12 protein-coding genes and 1 tRNA gene are annotated in these 19,259 nt (G+C 65.6%); 8 read left to right on the plus strand and 5 right to left on the minus strand.

Features of this window, described 5'->3' with window-relative positions; genetic code table 11:
- Positions 1–23 precede the first annotated feature (23 nt).
- Complete coding sequence (locus Pla108_RS02180) at positions 24–1,835, plus strand: polysaccharide biosynthesis protein (protein WP_197526171.1); 1,812 nt, start codon at positions 24–26, stop codon at positions 1,833–1,835.
- Between the two features lie 8 nt (positions 1,836–1,843).
- Here the strand turns inward: Pla108_RS02180 and moaCB are convergent, their stop codons facing one another.
- On the minus strand, positions 1,844–2,824 hold the full coding sequence (gene moaCB, locus Pla108_RS02185) for a bifunctional molybdenum cofactor biosynthesis protein MoaC/MoaB (protein WP_197526172.1): 981 nt from the start codon (positions 2,822–2,824) through the stop codon (positions 1,844–1,846).
- A 4-nt stretch (positions 2,825–2,828) separates the two neighbouring features.
- Positions 2,829–4,019: a molybdopterin molybdotransferase MoeA gene (locus tag Pla108_RS02190; protein WP_197526173.1), complete on the minus strand. Its 1,191-nt coding sequence runs from the start codon at positions 4,017–4,019 to the stop codon at positions 2,829–2,831.
- Positions 4,020–4,260: 241 nt separating this feature from the next.
- Here Pla108_RS02190 and Pla108_RS02195 point away from each other — a divergent pair, with 241 nt between their 5' ends.
- The 5 genes from Pla108_RS02195 (at position 4,261) to Pla108_RS02215 (ending at position 13,685) form a co-directional block, all read left to right on the plus strand.
- Positions 4,261–7,065, plus strand: coding sequence for a TolC family protein (locus Pla108_RS02195; protein ID WP_146442335.1), 2,805 nt, complete (start codon positions 4,261–4,263; stop codon positions 7,063–7,065).
- 72 nt (positions 7,066–7,137) lie between these two features.
- Positions 7,138–8,709, plus strand: a complete 1,572-nt coding sequence (locus Pla108_RS02200; protein ID WP_146442339.1) for an efflux RND transporter periplasmic adaptor subunit — start codon at positions 7,138–7,140, stop codon at positions 8,707–8,709.
- Positions 8,709–9,515, plus strand: a complete 807-nt coding sequence (locus Pla108_RS02205; protein ID WP_146442342.1) for an ABC transporter ATP-binding protein — start codon at positions 8,709–8,711, stop codon at positions 9,513–9,515. The genes Pla108_RS02200 and Pla108_RS02205 overlap by 1 nt, the downstream gene beginning before the upstream one ends.
- 5 nt (positions 9,516–9,520) lie before the next feature.
- Positions 9,521–10,858 (plus strand): ABC transporter permease, encoded by a 1,338-nt coding sequence (locus tag Pla108_RS02210; protein WP_146442345.1) that lies wholly within the window; start codon positions 9,521–9,523, stop codon positions 10,856–10,858.
- Positions 10,859–11,024: 166 nt separating this feature from the next.
- The gene (locus Pla108_RS02215; protein WP_146442348.1) at positions 11,025–13,685 is read left to right on the plus strand and encodes a CehA/McbA family metallohydrolase; all 2,661 of its coding nucleotides are present in this window, start codon (positions 11,025–11,027) and stop codon (positions 13,683–13,685) included.
- An 87-nt stretch (positions 13,686–13,772) separates the two neighbouring features.
- On the opposite strand, the gene Pla108_RS02220 is transcribed toward Pla108_RS02215, so the two are convergent.
- A tRNA-Phe gene (locus Pla108_RS02220) sits at positions 13,773–13,845 on the minus strand.
- 228 nt (positions 13,846–14,073) lie between these two features.
- Here Pla108_RS02220 and Pla108_RS02225 point away from each other — a divergent pair.
- Positions 14,074–15,447, plus strand: coding sequence for a purple acid phosphatase family protein (locus Pla108_RS02225; protein WP_146442351.1), 1,374 nt, complete (start codon positions 14,074–14,076; stop codon positions 15,445–15,447).
- 8 nt (positions 15,448–15,455) lie between these two features.
- On the opposite strand, the gene Pla108_RS02230 is transcribed toward Pla108_RS02225, so the two are convergent.
- Together Pla108_RS02230 and Pla108_RS02235 are read right to left on the minus strand one after the other, a co-directional pair.
- Positions 15,456–16,367, minus strand: coding sequence for a response regulator (locus Pla108_RS02230; protein WP_146442354.1), 912 nt, complete (start codon positions 16,365–16,367; stop codon positions 15,456–15,458).
- Positions 16,364–17,182 carry a sensor histidine kinase gene (locus tag Pla108_RS02235; RefSeq protein ID WP_146442357.1) on the minus strand — a complete coding sequence of 273 codons (819 nt, stop codon included), beginning with the start codon at positions 17,180–17,182 and terminating at the stop codon, positions 16,364–16,366. The genes Pla108_RS02230 and Pla108_RS02235 overlap by 4 nt, the downstream gene beginning before the upstream one ends.
- A gap of 348 nt (positions 17,183–17,530) precedes the next feature.
- Between Pla108_RS02235 and Pla108_RS02240 the strand changes: the two genes are divergently transcribed.
- Positions 17,531–19,009 carry a diguanylate cyclase domain-containing protein gene (locus Pla108_RS02240; RefSeq protein ID WP_146442360.1) on the plus strand — a complete coding sequence of 493 codons (1,479 nt, stop codon included), beginning with the start codon at positions 17,531–17,533 and terminating at the stop codon, positions 19,007–19,009.
- Positions 19,010–19,259: the final 250 nt, after the last annotated feature.

Consider the following 19,259-nt stretch of genomic DNA (forward strand, 5'->3'; position numbering starts at 1 on the left):
GTCTTCAAGTCCGCCGTTGTCTCATGCTGACTGCGTTTGCGGCGGTTTCCGCCGTGACGTTTGTGGCGGCCTATTCGCTCCGCTTCGGTGGTCCCATCCCTGAGCAGCACGTCGCCGGCATGACGGTCGCCATGCTCTGCGCCGTCGGCGTCAAGCTCTTCTCGTTCTGCTGGCATCGGCTTGACCAAAACGTCAACCGCTACATTGGCTTTCATGATCTCGTAACGATCGCCAAGGCGACCACGCTAAGCACCATCGGGCTGTCGTTTGTCGACACCTTTCTGCTGCCCGAAGTCTCGACCCCGCGCGGCGTCTTGCTGATCGATTGGGGGGTTACCCTGCTGGCGGTCGGATTATTGCGATCGGCGCCCCGCGCGTACCGCGACTTGCGGAGTAACTTTGCCAAAGAGACGGGCCGCCGCGCCCTGATTGTCGGCGCCAACGACGAAGGGGAGTCGCTCCTCCGGACGCTCCGCATGGCGCGGATGCAACCGCTACGCGCCGTCGGCTTCATCGACCCCGATGTCCGCCAGTTCGGCCAACACATCGGCGGGGTCCCGGTTGTCGGCGTTCCTGAGGACCTCCCGCGGCTTGTCGCCGAGTACTCGGCTCACGAAGTGCTGATCGCCGGTTCGCTGCCCGGGCGGGTGGTGCGCACCGTGATGGCGGACGCCCAACGCGCCGGCGTGCCGGTCCGGGCGATGCCGACCCACGAACAGCTGCTACGCGGCACGGTTTCGGTTGGTCCTCGCGACGTCTCGATCGAGGACCTCTTGCGCCGTGATCCCGTGCGGCTGGACAACGGCGCCATCTCCAACTGGCTCGCCGGACAGACGGTGCTTGTCACCGGAAGTTCCGGCTCGATTGGCTCGGAGATCTGTCGCCAACTGCTCAAGCACAAGCCTGCCAAGCTGGTCGCTCTCGACCGCTCTGAAACGGGGCAGTTTTTCCTCGATCGCGAGTTGGAAGCGCTCGCCCCCGGGGTCGTTGAGGTCGTGCTCGCCGACACGAACGACCGCGAGCGGCTCGACGCGGTGTTTCAGGAGCATCGCCCCCGCGTGGTATTCCACGCCGCGGCTTACAAGCACGTGCCGCTCATGGAAAAGCATCCCGGCGAGGCGATCAAGAACATCACGCTCGCCACACGCAATGTCGCCGACGCCGCCGAGGCGTCGGGCGCCGCAAGCTTCGTTATGGTGAGCACCGACAAGGCGGTGAACCCGACCAGCGTGATGGGCGCCTGCAAGCAAATGGCGGAACGCTATGTGCAGGCGAAGAGCGTCGGGTCGGCGTGTCGTTTCGTAACGGTCCGATTTGGCAACGTGCTCGACTCGGCCGGCAGCGTGATCCCAATCTTCCGCCAGCAGATCGCCCAGGGCGGTCCGATCACGGTGACGCACCCCGATATCAATCGCTACTTCATGATGATCCCGGAGGCGGCTCAGTTGGTCGTCCAGGCGGCGACGATGGGGCAGGGGGGGGAGATCTTCGTTCTCGACATGGGCGAGCCGGTGCGGATTCTCGATCTGGCCCGCGACATGATCCGGCTGTCGGGCCTGCGAGAAGGCGAGGACATTGAGGTTGAGATCACCGGCTTGCGACCGGGCGAGAAGCTCTACGAAGAGCTTTACAACGACAGCGAGCAGCACAAGCCGACTTCGCACGAGAAGATCATGACGGCCGACTGTGCGGTGCAACCCCTCGTGCAGGTGCTGCACGATCTGCGTCGTCTTGAGGCGGCGGCCAACGACTCGGTTGCCGAGGCCTTGGCGGCGCTCGAAGAGATCGTTCCGCGGATGCCGACCGAAACCCTGGCGCTGCGCGTCGCCGCGTGAGCGCTGCGCTACGGGTGGCTCGCTTCCTCGCCACGCAGCGTTTCGAGCGTGTGGGGCAGTACGTCGGCGATCAGCCTGAGCGTCTCGACGGCGCCACGCGGCGAGCCCGGCAGGTTGACGATCAGGGTCCGCCCGACGACGCCGGCGACGCCGCGCGACAGATAAGCGTGCGGCTTCCCAGGAAGGCACCGCGCGCGGGCCAAATCAAGCAGGCCCGGATGGAGCCGCTCAGCGACTTCGATCGTCGCCTCGGGAGTGACGTCGCGTGGTCCGACGCCTGTGCCGCCTGTCGTGAGGACGAGCGACGGCGCAGCGGGCTCGCTGGCCCAGTCGCGGAGCTGCGTGGCGATCGCTACGCGATCGTCCGGGACGAGCTTCGAGGCGACGACGTCGCCTCCCAGGAACCTCTGCACGGCGTCGGCCAGTAGCGGCGTCGCCAAGTCCTCTGCGGCGCCGGCAGAGCGACTGTCGCTGACAGTGAGGATCGCGACGCGCGGCCCCGCGGCGTGGTGGCGGGTCGGCCCCGATTTACCGCCCGTCTTCTCGACGACTCGGAGGGAGCGGATCTCGATCGCTGGATTGAGTGACTTGCCCATATCGACGACGTTTAGCGCCGCCCCGGCGACGGCGGCGAGCGCCTCCATCTCGACGCCCGTTTGTCCCGCGGTGCGGACCGTGGCGGTGAGGACGACACAATCTTCTTCGAGCGTCGCCTCGACATCGATGTGGGCGAGCGGCAGCGGGTGGCAGAGCAGGACGAGGTCGGCGGTTCGCTTCGCCGCCTGGACGCCGCCGAGTCTCGCCACTTGGAGCAAGTCGCCTTTCTTGAGGGAGTTCTCGCGGATGGCGGCGGCCACCTCGGGGCCGACATCGACGCGGCCTTCGGCCACGGCGCGGCGGTCGGTAACCGGCTTGCCGCCGACGTCCACCATCCGCGCACGCCCCGCGGTGTCGAGGTGGGAGAGCGGCGGTTCGTTGGAGCGAGTCATGCGATCAAGGACGCCAAGCGTAGTAGGGATAGGGCCCAACGCCGGAAGTGTCGGCCGGGACCTCAATGAAGCCATCGGTTGCGGCGGGGCCACAGACGTCGCCCGAACCGCGGAGGGACGCGAGGCTCGCGACGCCCTGCGCGTTGAGTCTCACCGGCCGCCACCAGGTGAGCGGCAGCGTCTTACCCGACCACGCCTCCAGCGTAACCTGCGGCGTTGGTGATTCGATCGTAGCGTGCCCGGCCAACCGCCTCAGCACCGGCGTCAGCACGCGGCGTCCCGCCGTGAGCACGGCAAGTGGGTTGCCCGGTAGGCCGACGATCGCCTTCTCACCCGCCACTGCGCCGAGCGTCGGTTGGCCCGGCCGCGCACGGATCCGGTAGAACACGACTTCACCGCCGATGCTCCGGACCGCGTCGGGCACGTAGTCGTAAGCGCCCTTGGAGACGCCGCCGGTGAGCACGACCGCGTCGTTGCGTTGCAGCGACTCTGCGAGGACCGTAGTTAATTCTTCGAGCGAATCATCCGCGTGCTGTAGCTCGACCGAGTCGATCCACGGAAGGCCGCCAAACATCGCCGCGAGGGCCGGCCCATTCGAGTCGCGGAGACGCCACGGCGGCAGGTCGCTGGCGTCAGGCCGCTCGAGTTCGCTGCCGGTCGTCACGACACCGAGCCGAAGCGATCGGTGAACGCAGAGCGAACCGAGCCCCACCGTCGCAGCGGCGGCGATCGAGGCGGCGGTGAGTTCGACGCCACGGTCAACGACGACGTCGCCCGCGGCGGCGTTTTCGGCACGGCGCCGAAGGTCTTCCCCCGTGGTGACGGTGGTTCCTGCCTGCAGCCGGATCACCCGCTCGGCTTCATCGACACGCTCTAATCGGATGACCGCGTCCGCCCCGCGAGGGAGCGGGCTGCCGGTATAGATCCTCATGGCGGCGTGAGCCGGCAGGGCGCCGGGTGGCTCACCAATGCGGCACTCGCCGACCACCGGCAGAGCCCCCGCCGCTAGTTCGGCGGCGCGGACCGCGAAGCCATCCATCGCGCTGCAGTCGCAGGCGGGACTATCACGGTCAAGCAGGATCGGGTCCGCCAGCACCCGTTCCGCGGCGGCCGAGGTCGCCACGGTCTCGACCCCGATCGGCGCGAGCCGTTGCGTTAGTTGCTGAATCGCTTCGGCGGGTTCGAGTGGAGGCAAAGCCACAGCGATGCGGGGCGTGAAAGGTGGTGTTGTTAGCAACAAGTCTAAGCGACCGCGTTGCTAGCGTCGCGGGCGCCCGGTGTTCCGATTGATCCGATTCCAACGGTTTTGAGGCCAACTCACGTCAAGCGGTGATCGTCACGGCGTCGATGCTTCGACTGCGGGATGGCTGCGCCGTCCCGTGTGAGTCGCCGAGGGGGGTGGCCAGGCTGAGGCACAAAAGGCGGGGGGTCGAGGGTTGAGCGTTTTCCTACGCATCGTGTGCGTCGTCGCGGTCATGGCGTCGCTCGAGGGCTGTAGCCGCAGCAAGGCGCGGCTGCGCGCCGACCGCGACGCGTACCACCTGCTCGACCAGAAGTCGACGGTCGCCGGCGGCGACATCGGGGCGTACCGCATCGGGATCGATCCGCGGTCCCGGATGTACGACAACGATTCGCCCGACTGCCCGCCGATGCCGCCCGACGATCCGACCTCCCACCACTACATGGTGAGCGTCGACGGAAAAAAGGGGGCCAAATACTGGCGGGAAGCGCCGCGGACGCCGTGGGTCGACCCGCCCGACTGGCGTGCGACGCTGCCCGTCGACGCCCAGGGGCGCCTCGTCCTCGACTCCACCGCCGCGGTGCGGCTCGGTCTGGTAAATGATCCTGACTTTCAGAACGAGCTCGAAGAGCTGTACCTCTCGGCGCTCGACGTCTCTTTCGAACGGTTCCGCTTCGACACCCAGCTCTTCGGCGGCTCCGGCATCGAGTACGTCGCCGACGGCCGTGTCCGTTCCGGCACGGGCGAGTCGTCGAGTCAATTGTACGTCTCCCCCAGCAACAGCACGCTCGGGCCCGGCCCTGCCAACCGCTGGCGACTGCAGAAGCTGACGGCTACCGGCGGCGAGATGGTTGTCGGGCTGGCGAACACGCTCGTCTGGCAGTTCGCCGGCGGCAATGACTACTCCAGCCGCACCTTGCTCGACTTCTCCATCGTCCAGCCGCTGCTGCGCGGCGGCGGCCGCGTGCGGATCCTCGAGCGACTGACGGTCGCCGAGCGGGCGCTGTTGGCGAACGTCCGTTCCATGGAGCGCTTCCGAGGCGAGTATTACCTGAACGTCGCGGTAGGGCGCTTCCTCAGCGGCGGGCCTCAGCGGCGGGGTGGGTTGCTCGGCGGCGCGGGCCTGTCGGGCTTCGCGGGAGTCAACCTGCAGGTCGGCAACTTCGGCGGCGGCAACTTCGGCGGCGGCAACGGCAACTCGGGCGTCGCCGGCGCGGCGGCCGCCGGGGGGTACCTCGGCCTCCTCCAGACCCAGAAGGTCCTCAGCAACCAGCGCGCGAACGTCGCGGCCCTCCGCGACAGCACGATGCAGCTCGCCGCGTCTTACGACGCGGGACGGATCGACCGCTTCCAAGTCGACTTAGCACGGCAAGCGCTGTTCAACGCGCAGAGCCAATTGCTCCGCGCCGAGGCTGATTTCCAGACGTCGCTGGATAACTTCAAGGTCGATCTTGGTTTGCCACCCGACATCGAGTTGGTGATTGCCGACCCGCTGCTCGAGCCTTTCAATTTGCTATCGCCCGAGGTGACGGCGCTCCAAAACGACGTGGCGGACGTGCTGCTTACGACGGTCGATCCGGTGGAAGCGGTCGAAAACCAAGTCGACACCGCCCTCGATGCGACGCCCGTTCCGGACGCCGAGCCAGTCGATCCGCTTGCCGGTCCGACGTTGCCGACGCCAGATGGTCCGACCCTCTCGGAGAGCGTCCCCGAGGAGGTCCCGGCTGAGGCGGGCGAGACGGTCGAGTCCGACCGGTTGCTCGCCGAGGCAGCGGCGCAGTTCGCCGTCGTTGAAAGCGATCTCCAAACGCTCTTGAACGTGGTTCCGGCCCGCCGCGAGCATTTGCTCGCCATCCGGGATCGATCGGAAGTGGTCAATGCCCAGATCGATCGGGCGCTGTTTGATCCCGATCTGCTCGACGAGCGTGTCGCCTCGATCGAAGTCGATGTCGCCGCATGGCGTGACTCGCTCGCAACGCTGCAGGCTGAGTTCGTCGAGGCGGATGCGGCCGAGCGTCCCAAGCTGCTGCGTCGTTTGTCGGCGATGCTTCTTGAGTTGTCGATCCTGCAGGCCCGGACGCGGCTCGACGCGCTCGACCTGACGCCGATGGAGCTCACGCCCCAAGAGGCCCTGGAGATTGCTCGGGTCAATCGTCGCGACTGGGCGAACGCCCGCGCCTCGTTGGTAGACGCGTGGCGGCTGATCCACTTCAACGCGAACAACCTGATGTCGGCGGTCGACCTCGTCTTCTCGGGCGATCTGGCGAATGTCGGCGACAACCCGCTGCGATTCCGCGACACCAACGGGCGGCTACGCGTCGGCGTCGAGTTCGATTCGCCGACGTCGAGGCTCGCCGAACGGAACGTCTATCGGCAGTCGCTGATCGAGTACCAACAGGCGCGGCGGAGCTATTACCAGTTCGTTGACCGCATCTACCAAAGCCTGCGGGGCACCTTGCGGCAGATCCGCCTGAACGAGGTCAACTTTGAGCTCCGCCGCGAAGCGGTCCTGGTGGCGATCGCCCAGGTCGATCTGACCCAGCTGCGGTTGTCCGAGCCCCCGAAGCCGGGCGCCACCGAACAGTTCAACAACACCACGGCTCGTGACCTCGTGCAAGCGCTGGGGGACTTGCTCAACGCACAGAACGACTTGCTGTCGGTCTGGGTCAACAACCGCGTGCAGCGGCTGAACCTCGAGCTCGACCTCGGGGTGATGCTCGTTGATTCGCAGGGGCTGCGGGTCGAGATGGGGGATGATTTCGACATGTTCGTGCCCCGGTGTCCTTGCCCCGGCGGGGGCGATGTCTCGCCGTTGCCGCTGGCGGGGCCGTGCCTCCTGCCGCCCGACTTGGCGCAGGAGCTGCAAACCGACGCGGACGGGTCGCCAAACGAGCTGATGAAAGGGGAATTAGCGAACCCAATGGGTCCGGCGCCCGCAGAAGAGACGAGAGAGTTGACGCAAATCGACGCCACAATCTCGCCATCGCAACTGGGCGACTGACCGTCATGCAGCCATAATGAGGCGTGGCCCGCTTCGCCCCCCCTCCGACTCCCTTCTCCTCACGGCAACGAGATGTTTCGGCGCCCCCCCCATGCGTTGATCCGACAGCGACACTCAGGCGGCGCCCTCCTCTGGTTGGCGCTGCTCGTCTGCCTCGCTAGCGGGGGAGGCTACGCCTGGTGGCGTTCGGTCCAAGCGAGCGGCGCCGCGTCTGGCACGGACGACGCCGTGTTGCACACCGTCGAGCGGCAGGACTTTTCGCTCCAAATCACCGAGCGGGGCGAGATCCAGTCAGCCGGTGGCGTCGAGGTGAAGTCCGCCGTGAAGACCCAGGGAGCGACGGGGAACGCCATCCTGCGGATCATCCCCGAAGGGACACAGGTCGAGCCCGGCGACTTCCTCGTCGAACTCGACTCCTCAACGCTGGTGTCGGACCGCCTGCTGCAGCAAATCAACGTCAACACGGCCGAGGCGGCTGTCATCGAGGCCCAGAACCTCTACGAGACGGCGATCATCGCCCAGCAAGAGTACGTCGATGGGCTCTTCGTCCAAGAGAAGCAGACCATCGAGAGCGAGATCTTCGTCGCCGAGGAAGACCTCAGCCGGGCGAAGGAATACGTCCAGTACAGCAAGCGACTAGCCGCGAAGGGGTACGTCAGTGAGCTACAGCTCCAGGCCGACCGCTTCGCCGTCGAGAACGCCCAGAAGGCGCTCGACGCGGCAAAGACCAAGCTGCGGGTCCTCGAGGACTTCACCAAGGCGAAGACGGTCAAACAACTCGAATCCGACGCTGCGATCACAAGCGCCAAGTGGGAATCGCTCAAGAACAGCTACCAACTCGAGACCGACAAGCTCCGCGAGATTGAGGACCAGATCGCCAAGTGTGTGATCACCGCGCCGGCGGCGGGGACCGTCACCTACGCCCACGGCGAGGACCAGCGCGGCGGCGGCGAAGAGTTTGTCGTCGAAGAGGGCGCCGTCATCCGCGAGCGTCAGACGATCATCCGCCTGCCCGATATCTCGTCGATGCAGGTCGAAGTCGAGGTCAATGAGTCACTGATCCAGTACATCCGCCAAGGGATGCCGGCCGCGGTGAAGCTGGTCGGCGGCGATGGCAAGGTGCTGCGGGGCCGTGTCGCCCGCGTCAATCAGTACGCCGAGCCGACCAACTGGCGTCGGGCCAACGTCAAGGACTACAAAGCCTTCGTCGCGATTGAAGAGCCGACGGCTCAACTCAAGACCGGCATGACGGCGAGCGTCACGATCAGTGCGATGTTCGTCCCGGACTCGCTGGTGACCCCCGTTCAATCGATCTACGCCCATGGCGACAAGCTTTACTGCTTCGTGAAAGAGGGCGACCAACTGGCGCCGCATGAGGTGACGGTTGGACCGACGAACGACCGATTCTTTGTCGTTGAAACGGGCCTCGAGGCGAACGACCGCGTGGCGCTCAACCCGCGGGCGTTGGTGGACCAAGTGGCGCTGCCCGAGATTTCCTCCGAGCAGAAGCAGCACGCGGTCGACACCGGGTCCGACTGGCGTCGCCTCCAAGAGGCGCCCAAACCGGCCGCCCCGGCTAGCGACGCCTCGGGCGACACGACGGCCGCTAAGCAGACGGCCGGCGGCGTTGCGGGGCAGGGCTGATGACGGCCTCCGCCCGAACGCCCGCCAGGCCTGCGACAGCGGCTTCCGCGGCGGTTCTGAACGACGGCCTGGCCGTCAGCATCCGCGACCTGAAGAAGGCGTACGTCCTCGCTGGCGGAACGGTGCACGCCCTCCGCGGGGTGTCGTTTGACGTACCTACGGGCGATTTCGTATCGATCATGGGGCCCAGCGGCTCGGGGAAGAGCACCCTCTTGAACCTGCTGGGGTGCCTCGACCGGCCGACCGGAGGCGAGTTCTACCTCGGCCCCGATAACGTCGCGCAGATGAGCGACGACGAGTTGGCGGACGTACGGGCGTCCCGGCTGGGGTTTGTTTTCCAGTCGTTCAACCTGCTGCCGGCGCTGACCGTGCTTGAGAACATCGAACTGCCGCTGCACTACAGCGGCCGGCTGGGCCGTGACAGCCGTCAGCGGTGCGAAGAGCTCGCCGACAAGGTGGGCCTCGGCGACCGCCTCGACCACCGGCCGATGCAGCTCTCCGGCGGCCAGCAGCAGCGTGTCGCGATCGCCCGCAGCCTGGTGAACGACCCCTGGTTCCTGCTCGCCGACGAGCCGACGGGGAACCTCGACACCGCGACGACGCGTGAGATCCTTGACCTCCTGACGGGGCTCAACGAAGAAGGCCGCACGATTATCCTCGTGACGCACGAGCCCGAGGTCGCCGACCTCACCAAACGGACCGTCGTGCTCCGTGACGGATTGGTGGTCTACGACGGCCATCCGGACGGGTCGCGGGCGGCCTTGGACGCCAGCCGTCGCAAGGACGGACCCAACGGGGCTCGCTGACCGCCATGCAAAACACCTCCTTTGTCGCTTCGTTCGCCCGCTGGCGCCGCACGGTCGAGCTCAGCGTGAAGAGCTTGCTGCTGCACCCGATGCGGTCGGGGCTGACGGTGCTCGGCATCCTGATCGGCGTCTTGAGCGTCGTCTGGCTTCTGGCGATTGGCGAGGGGATCAGCCGGGCTTCGCAGGAGCAGATCGCCTCGCTCGGCGCCAAGAACATCATCGTCCGCACGGTCAAGCCGACCGGCGACGACTACGACGGCGCCGGCTATGGCGTCACCCGCGACGACTACGTGAAGCTGAGTTCGACGCTCTCGACGCTCGACTCGGCGGTGCCGATCCGCGAGATGACCTGCGAGTTCCGCGTCGGCCGCCGGTCGCTCGAGGGGCGGCTCGTTGGCGTGACGCCCGAGTACCAGGAGACCGCTCGCCTGAAGATCTCGATGGGCCGCTTCCTATCGGATGGCGACGGCCTCTTCGAGCGGAACCATTGCGTCATCTCGGCGGAGGTCGCCGACCGGCTCTTCCCGACCGGCTCGCCGATTGGCGAGTTGGTCCAGGTCGACCACGAGTTCTACAAAGTCATCGGCGTCTGCCAGCCGCGGTCGGCGTCGGCGGGGATCGGCGGGTCGATCGCGGCGGAAGACTACTCCAAGGACGTCTATATCGCGTTGCAGACGATGTGGCGCCGTCTGGGGGATCAGATCATCCAGATCACGCCCGGTCAGTTCCGTCGCGACCTGATCCAGCTCTCGCAGGTGACGCTCCGCGTGGCCGAGCCGAAGGACGTGCTGCCGACCGCCGACCTCGTGCGCGAGACGATCGCCGGCGACCACCCGCTGAAGGACTACGCCGTCACCGTCCCGATGGAGTTGCTTGAGCAAGCGAACACGACGCGGCTCATGTTCATGCTGCTGTTGGGCTTGATTGCCGCGATCTCGCTGGTCGTCGGCGGCATCGGCATTATGAACATCATGCTGGCGACGGTCACCGAGCGGACCCGTGAGATCGGCGTCCGCCGGGCCCTGGGCGCCAAACGGCGTGACATCGTCGGCCAATTCCTGACCGAGAGCGTCGTGCTGTCGATCGTCGGCGGTGGCTTGGGGGTGCTTGGGGGGCTTTTCTGCCGCCCCGTGGCGATCGGGCTGCGATACCAGCTGGAACGCTGGATCCCGGAACAGATGGCCGCTGTCCCCGACCTGGTGCGTAACGTCGAGCCCCAAGTGGTCCCGTGGTCGATCCCGCTGTCGCTGGGGATCTCGGTTGTCGTCGGCGTGGCGTTCGGCGTGTACCCGGCGATCCGGGCGGCGCGGCTCGATCCGATCGAAGCCCTCCGGCACGACTAGCAGCTTCCCGCTAGAGCGAGCAGGAAGGTAGGACGCCGCCCGGGGAGAGGCGATTGTAAGCGGCCTCGCCGCGCCTTTGCGCATTCTTCATCGCCGCTTCACGGTTGGCGCCTACGCTCCACGACGCAGCATTTCGCATCGTCCACCGTTCCTCTGGCGAACAACAATGACTTCACGCTTATTTCTCGTTGCGATCGCGGCGTCCGCGGCGTCCTGGTCGATAGCGGCCGAGTTGATCCAGCTCGACGCGACGAACTACGACGCGGCCGTTCCCGCCGGCAAGGAGACCGACGCCATTTACGGCGACTTCTTGCTGCGAAACGACCAGATCATCGCGGTGATCGCGGCGCCCGGCGACGAGCGTGACGCCAATCTCACGGTCCGCAACGTGGGCGGCAGCGTGATCGACCTGACCGAGCGCGACGCTCCGAACGACCAGCTCAGCTGCTTCTATGCGGGCGGCGGTGGCTACGCCTACGACCAGCGGATTGAGTGGCCGACCGCTTGGGACGCCGTGGCCGAGGGGAGCCAAGCGATCGCCTTCGCCGGCGACGCAACCGGGCCGAAAGCCTCGCCGCTGGCGATCCAGACCGGCTATGAGCTACGCGACGGCGAGGCGTTCGTTCGCGTCACCTCGATGCTCACCAATACCGGTGACGAGCCGGTCGAAGCGACGCCCTCCGACGGCGTCCGGGCCGACACCGACTTCAAGTTCGGCGTCGATCACGAGGCGAACCTCTGGTGGGCGTACGACCTCCCCTGGCGGCAGGCCTACGGCGTCCAGCCCGAATCGGGCACGGCGCAGATTGATCGGAAAGTAAACCGCGATCGGCGGTCCCCCAACCCGATCCTCTACCCGGAGGACCGAGACGACCCGCAGCCGGTCATGCTGGCCCCGGGCGAGTCGGTAACCTGGCGGCGGCGGCTCTTTCCGGCAGCGAGCAACGTGGCGCTGCAGACGCTCGCTTACGAGAATCGGGGTGAGTCCCTGCGGGACGCCGTCGTGACCGTCACCGACGGGGACACCCCCATCGAGGGCGCCCGGGTCCGTGTGATCCGTACGCCCGCCGACGGGGCGCCGGGAGAGCGGATTTCATTGGGAATCGGCCTAACCGATGGCGCCGGTCGCTTCGAGTTCGCTCTGCCCGCGGGCGACTATGCCTTGCGGGTCTCGGAGCTGGCTCACGGCTCGGCCAAGGCGACGATTGCGCTCGGTGGCGAACAAACGACCGCCGAAACAACGGTCACGCTCGCCCCGGCAGGTTTCGCCGAAGCGGTGATCACCGACGGCGCCGGGCGGCCGATCCCGGCCAAGGTGCAGCTCACCGGCGTCGGGGAGACCAAGTCGCCTGATTTCGGGCCCGAGTCGGGCGAGAGGGGCGTCAAGAACGTGCAGTACACGCCCGACGGGCGCTTCCGCTGCAAGTTGGCCCCGGGCGCTTACAAGTGGGTCGCCAGCTATGGGCCCGAGTACGACGCGGCCTACGGTGAGATCGTCGTCGACGCGGCCCAGACGGCTCGTATCGCCGCTTCGCTGCCGCACACCGTCGATACCACCGGCTGGCTCAGCAGCGAGTTGCACAGCCACAGCAGCCCCTCGGGCGACAACACCGCCAGCCAGGCCGGTCGGGTGCTCAATCTGCTCGCCGAGCACCTCGAGTTCTGCCCCTGCACCGAGCACGCCCGGATCGACGTCTACGACGAGCACCTTGAGGCTTTCGACGCTCAACACCGGATGCTGACCTGCCCCGGCATGGAGCTGACGGGCCAGCCGCTGCCGCTCAACCATCAAAACGCATTCCCACTGGTCCACCGGCCCCACGAGCAAGACGGCGGCGGCCCGCAGACCGACGCCAATCCCGTGACCCAGATCAAACGGCTCGCCGAGTGGGACAATGGCGCCGAGAAGGTCATCCAGACCAACCACCCGAACACGGCCCAGATGATCGGCGACCGTGACCTCAACGGCGAGCCCGACGAGGGGTTCGAGGCGATGTTTGGCTACATGGATGTCATGGAGGTCCACCCACCCGAGTTGATCTTTGAGCCCCTTGGGCAGCCCGGCGACGTGAATAACGGCGTCGGCAGCGGCGGATGGGACGGTCGGGGCTCGGTGATCCAGAACTGGCTCCAGATGCTCAACCTGGGCTACCGCGTCACCGGCGTCGTGAACACCGATGCTCACTACAACTTCCACGGCAGCGGGTGGATGCGCAATTGGGTCCACAGCGCGACCGATGTCCCGGCCGAAGCGTCGGTCGCGGACCTCGTCCATGAGTTCGAGCATGGGCACGTGGTGGTCTCCAACGGGCCGTTCATGCAGGTCACGGCGCGATCCGCCGCCCAGGACCGAGTCGCCTTGCCGGGTGACGACCTGCGTGCCGCCGACGGCAAAGCGACGTTCCGTGTCGTCGTCCGCTGCCCGAACTGGATCGAGATCAACCGCGTCCAACTGTTCGTCAATGGCCGGCCCGATCCCGAGCACAACTACACCGTCCGGTCGCACGGCGATTGGTTCGGCCGCGGGCCCGAGGTCTTCGACCGGGAAATCGAGGTCGCCCTCGACGGCGACGCTCATGTCGTGGTCGCCTGCTGTGGCGAAGGCCGATCGCTCAAGCCGATGTTCGGCGGCGACGACGTGAAGGACAGCTGGGGGCGGGAAATGCCCGTGGCGGTCGCCAACCCGATTTTCTTGGACACCGATGGCGACGCCGACGGTGACGGAATCGTCTTCGAACCGAACGGCGACGACCTGGGTCTCCCGCTCCCCAGTCCGGCGGGGCGTAAGCCGTCGCACGGCCACGACCACCCGAACCACCGCCGCTGAAGCGGGGCGATTCGGGGGTAGAAACGACAAAAGCCGCCGGCCGCTGATGCAAATCAGCGGCCGGCGGCTTTGATTAGAGTGTTGGAGTGGGCAGAGGCGGGGTCGAACCGCCGACACCGGCATTTTCAGTGCCGTGCTCTACCAACTGAGCTATCTGCCCGCCGCGTAGACCCCTGATCTTAGCTCCCGCTGCCGCCATGTAAACGGGGCAGGGGGGCGTCAGGGCGTTCTTCGGCATCCAAATCCGCCGGTTGGCCCGGCTCTACCGATTGCTCAGGAACGCCGAATCCTCGATAGCCCGCATGTTGACGCCCAACCCGCCTGTGGTAGCAATGGCAGGACGCCTGCCGTTCCCCGTCCGCTAGAAAACCTGCCCCCACCGGAGCCGATGTCCCTCTCTCCGATCTTCCGCTCGTTCTCGATCGACCTCCTGGCCGTCCTCGTTATTGCCGGCGCCGGATCGATTGCTTCGGCGCACCCCGACCACGACGCCAAGCCCCGTGCATACGACCTGGCTGACCATTTTCGGCCGACGCCGATCCCCGACCGGGTAGTTCTGACCTGGAGCGACGATCCGGCCACAACGATCGACATCACCTACCGCACCGCACCGGGCGTCGAGCCAACGCTGTGCCAGTGGGTCGAGGCGAGCCGGATCCTGGGCGACCACGCCTCGGGCGCCGTCCCCGAGTCGGAGCAGACCGAAGGGACCAGCGAGCCGTTCACCAGCGATCGGGGCGACTGCCTGATGCACAGCATCGCGTTACGGAAGCTCGCGCCCGAGACGCGTTACGCCTATCGGGTCGGCGATGGCGTCAATTGGAGCGAGTGGCATCACTACACCACCGCGAGCCGCGACGCGAAGCCGTTCGAGTTCCTCTACTTCGGCGACGCCCAAAACGCCGTTCGCGCGCTCTGGTCGCGGGTCCGTCGCGAGGCGCACGCCGACGCGCCGCGGGCGGCATTCGCCCTGCACGCCGGGGACCTCATCAACGCCTCGAACGCCGACACCGAGTGGGGTGAATGGCACGGCGCCGCCGGCTGGCTCAACGCCACAGTGCCGACCGTCGCCACGCCCGGCAATCACGAGTACTTCATCCGCAAGCTGCAGCTGACCGTCTCCGACCACTGGCGGCCCCAATTTTCCTTTCCATTGAACGGTCCAGAAGGGCTTGAAGAGACCTGCTACTGGTTCGACTACCAAGGGACGCGGTTCATTTCGCTCAACTCGAACGAGAAGCAAGAGGAGCAGGCAGAGTGGCTCGACCGCACGCTCAGCGACCTGCCGCCCGCCCGGTGGACGATCGTGACGTTCCACCACCCGATCTTTGCCGCCGCCAAGAACCGCGATAACAGCACGCTCCGCGAGCTCTGGAAGCCGATCTTCGACAAACACCAGGTCGATCTGGCGCTGACGGGGCACGACCATGCCTACGCCCGCTCGGGCCTCGGCGGCCCAGGCGATCAGATGGTAGGCGCCGAAAATGCAGGCGAAGGCGTCAGCACCAAGGAAGGGAAAACCGTCTACGTGGTGAGCGTCAGCGGCCCGAAGAGCTACCCGCTGGGTCAGGCTTGGGACGAGCCCCGCAGCGGCAGCGGGATACAACTCTATCAGGTGATTAGCGTCGACACCGGTTCGATCCGCTATCGGGCGTTCTGCGCCAGCGGCGAACTCTACGACGCCTTCACCATCGAGAAAGACGTCGATGGCGCTGTGGAACTCATTGAGCAGGCCCCTGAGACGCCCGAGATCCGCAAGTAAGCCTCGGGCTAGTCGGCCATCGCGAACTCGCCCCCGAGGTCGTAGAACGGCCCACACGGCTTGCAGCGTCGGATCTGGCAGACGACGCGGATCTGCTTTGCCGGCAACTGCGTCGCGTTCCAACAGAGCGCGAGGTACGGCGCGTTGGTCGCGCGGGTGTGAATAAGTCGCGCGCCCCCTTCTGAGAGGTCACGGAGAGCGAGCTTGAACGGTTCGCCAGTCAGCTCCCAATGTCGATTGACCGGCGCCGCGATAACCGTCGTGTAGCAGGTCACGCGATCCGACCCACGCAGATCATGCCCCGGAAGCACCGTGGGGACCGGCTTCTCGTTGTCTAAAACCTCCGACTCGGCGAGGCGGCGGATGAATTCGCGTATCGATTTGGGCGGATCCGTGAGTTCGCCCGGTGAGTCGAAGGCCTTGTCGAGTCGCTCCCCCGCGAGTTCGGTGAGTTCGACCAGTGAGGTTTCGATCTGATGGAGGAGATTGATCTTCTTGGCGACGTTCTTCTTCGGCGGGGCTTTCGAGAGCACCCTTTGCTTGAGCTGGCGGTGCTCCACCATCGCCTGGACCTTGAGGGCCAGGATGTCGTAGTTGACCGGTTTGGCGACGACATCGTGCACGCCTCGGCCGATAAGGTCGCGAACTAGCCGGGGGTCGTAGAGCGCCGTCAGCACCAAGATGCTGGGCGATGCAGGCATCTCTAGCAGGTCCAGGCAGAGCGAGTGCCCGTGCTTGAGAGGCATCCGCAAGTCGGTCAAGACCGCGTCGTAGGACTTCTGAGACGCTTTACGAATCGCGTCCTCGCCGTCGCACGCCACGTCACATTCGAAGCCGTAGCCCGTCAACGCACGACGGGTCAGGTCACGAACCTGAGGTTCGTCATCGACGATCAACAGTTGGTTGTTGTTTTGGATCATGGGGTGACCAGGAGCGGCGCCGTGAAGCCCGCTTCGTCCAAGGATTCAATCCCGTCGCCCTCGGCGTCCACAGCGACCGGCAGATAAAGGTCGAAGCGAGACCCCTCGCCAGGTTGGCTCGTAACACCGATGGCTCCGCCAGCCGACTCGACGAACGTCGCCACCATAGCGAGGCCTAGCCCCGTGCCTTTTCCGGGAGACTTCGACGAAAAGAAGAGGTCAAAAATGTGCGGCAGATTCTCTGCGGGGATCCCTTCTCCGGTGTCGATTACCGAGATTTTGACGTAGTTGCTTGGGGACAGCTCCCCCACCGCAAGATTGTCCGCCGAAGGGGCCGAGAGGGCGGCGGCTTGCACCGTCAGCACGCCACCGCTTGGCATCGCGTCACGTGCATTAATACATAAATTCAACATCGCTTGTCGGAACGTGGCGTCACTGGACGCCACGACAGGGACGTGCGTCGACGCGTCGAACTCAAGACGGATGTTCTCGCCAATAATCGGCCGCAACAACAGCCTCAAGGAGTCGATCGCGTCATTGACGTCGGTCAAATCGCCTTCGTCGAACTCGGATCGAGCGAACTGGAGCAGCCGCCTAGAGAGGTCCGCTGCGCGGTCGGACGCCGCCATTGCCGCGTCAAGATCGCGTCGGATTTCACTGTCGGGCGGAAGCTGGTTCCGCGCGAAGGAAAGATAGCCTTGAATGATTTGCAACACGTTATTGAACTCGTGCGCCACCCCTGCAGCGAGACCGTTGATCGTCTCCATCCGCTGGAAAGCGAAGCCGTCCGGGAGTTCACGGCGTGAGTCTGGCACAGTGGTGAATAGCCTGTCGCTTGCAGTAAGCAGGTTCTTGTCGCCTCGAAAGTACGTCGCCCCCAGGGTTCCCGCTTAGCGTTTGCGGTATTCCGCGGCCTTCTGAGGCCATTGCGGGTGAAGACGATTAACACAGTCACGCCGGCCGGGCCTTTTCACCCGGTTTTTAAGGGCGTCATGCCACCCGCGCGACGCCCACTTCGGCGTGTCTTTTTGTTCGGTTTACCGTCAGTTTCGGTCCACCCCTCTCGCATTGCGAACTACCTTTTTCGGCTGACCGGTATCCCCTGGGGTGCCGGAACCGCCCTAGGCATCGACCGTCACAGCTCTCAGTGAAGACTGCTAAGAATGGACTTGCTAGCCAACGCCGCATCCGTCGCCCCGCTCGTTCTGGTGAACCTGGTATTCGCCGCGATCGCTATCGGCGTCGGCTTTGCCGCAGGAGCGTGGGTCGGGAGTGCGAAGTCGGATCGCGTCACGCCGTCGCCGGATCTTTCCCCCAAGCTCGACGAGCATAAGCTAGTCCTCGAAAGCACGATGCTGGCGAGTGATCGACTCCGTGACCTCGCCGTCAGCGTCGCTTCCGATGTCGGCGCCCATAACGCCAACATCGGCGCGATCGAAGCGCAACTCTCCTGCGACAACGCCGACGGCGCGGCCAGCGCCGAGACCGTGCTCAGAGCCCTCGAGCAGATCGGTGAAGCCAATCAGGCATTGCAGTCAAAGCTCGCGAAAGCCGAACTACAGATTCAATCCCAAGCCGAGCTTATTCGCGCTCACGAGTCCGAAGCCCGGACCGATTCTCTGACACAACTCGCCAACCGGCGCGCCTTCGACGACGAAATCCAGCGCCGCTTCGCCGAATGGGAACGGTTCGGCACGCCTTTTTCATTGTTAATTCTCGACGTCGATCACTTTAAGAGTTTCAACGACACGCATGGCCACCAAGCCGGCGATGAGGTGCTGCGTCGGGTCGCCCAGGCGATCACAAGCGGGGGCCGAGAAATGGACCTTGCCTGTCGCTACGGTGGTGAGGAATTCGCCGTCGTCATGCCGACAACCGAGGGGATCGATGGCGGCATTCTGGCGGAACGTGTGCGTATGGCGATCGAGACCATGAGTATTCCCTTCGAGGGGAAGAGGCTCTCGGTGACAGCCAGCGGCGGTCTGGCGGGCGTGGAGCCGGGCGACAACATCGCCAGACTGGTGAAACGGGCCGACGAGGCGCTGTATGCCTCGAAGGACGCCGGCCGGAACAATACGCACCGACACACCAACTCGGTCTGCGTGGCGATCGGCAATCTCACCGGCCAGCCCGACTGCGCTACGGCGGACGTGGTGCAGCCCGAAACAAAGATGGAGATGGACGCGCTCCCCAACCGGACCCGCTTTCTTGAGCTCCTGCGGTCCGAAGTTCGGACTTCTCAACAGCGTTCCATGCCGCTTTCGCTCGTCACAGCCGACTTTCGGAGTTATGGCCGCCTGAAATCGGAGTTTGGCGACGCCGTCGCTCTGCTCACACTGGACTCCATCGCCCAGTTCCTCGGCAATGCGTTGCAGGAGGGGGGGTGCCTCGGGCGGCTCGGCGAAAGTGCCTTCATCGCGCTGATGCCGGACTGCACCGCTGCGGCAGCCACGGCCGCCGGTGAACGGATCAATGCCGCTCTGGCTCATTGCTCGGTCCCCCTCGGAGACGGGCACCTGACGCTCTCGACGCAGATGAACGTCACGGAGCTGCTCCCGAGCGACACTGCCGCGAGCTTCATGGAGCGCGCCGAGAGCGCCTTGGGTCACGTCGTCAGCAACGCGGAACCGGTCCTGGTTTAGGCGGACGTTCTGCTCGTCGCACCGGCGTACCACCGGTGTCTCGCCCGCATTTTGCAGGGCTTTTTTGGCTGGTTGGACGGGAATCGACAGATTTTCCGGATCGCCCCCCTTGTTCTCTCTCAAGGGGCCAGTAGGATTCTGCCGAAGTTGGTTGGCCTAGTCGTCGCTTGCGACAAACAGGCGCCACCAACAGCGGAGAGACCAGCGGCGATGATCTGTAAAGGCAACGCCGCAGAGCGACGAACGCCGA

Source organism: Botrimarina colliarenosi (assembly GCF_007859955.1).
Taxonomy (GTDB): domain Bacteria; phylum Planctomycetota; class Planctomycetia; order Pirellulales; family Lacipirellulaceae; genus Botrimarina; species Botrimarina colliarenosi.

Bases quoted from the DNA above. Each gene is read 5' to 3' on its own strand.
- Pla108_RS02180 (WP_197526171.1), top strand. From the start codon at position 24: ATGCTGACTGCGTTTGCGGCGGTTTCCGCCGTGACGTTTGTGGCGGCC.
- moaCB (WP_197526172.1), bottom strand. From the start codon at position 2,824: ATGACTCGCTCCAACGAACCGCCGCTCTCCCACCTCGACACCGCGGGG.
- Pla108_RS02200 (WP_146442339.1), top strand. From the start codon at position 7,138: ATGTTTCGGCGCCCCCCCCATGCGTTGATCCGACAGCGACACTCAGGC.
- Pla108_RS02205 (WP_146442342.1), top strand. From the start codon at position 8,709: ATGACGGCCTCCGCCCGAACGCCCGCCAGGCCTGCGACAGCGGCTTCC.
- Pla108_RS02210 (WP_146442345.1), top strand. From the start codon at position 9,521: ATGCAAAACACCTCCTTTGTCGCTTCGTTCGCCCGCTGGCGCCGCACG.
- Pla108_RS02215 (WP_146442348.1), top strand. From the start codon at position 11,025: ATGACTTCACGCTTATTTCTCGTTGCGATCGCGGCGTCCGCGGCGTCC.
- Pla108_RS02225 (WP_146442351.1), top strand. From the start codon at position 14,074: ATGTCCCTCTCTCCGATCTTCCGCTCGTTCTCGATCGACCTCCTGGCC.
- Pla108_RS02230 (WP_146442354.1), bottom strand. From the start codon at position 16,367: ATGATCCAAAACAACAACCAACTGTTGATCGTCGATGACGAACCTCAG.
- Pla108_RS02240 (WP_146442360.1), top strand. From the start codon at position 17,531: ATGGACTTGCTAGCCAACGCCGCATCCGTCGCCCCGCTCGTTCTGGTG.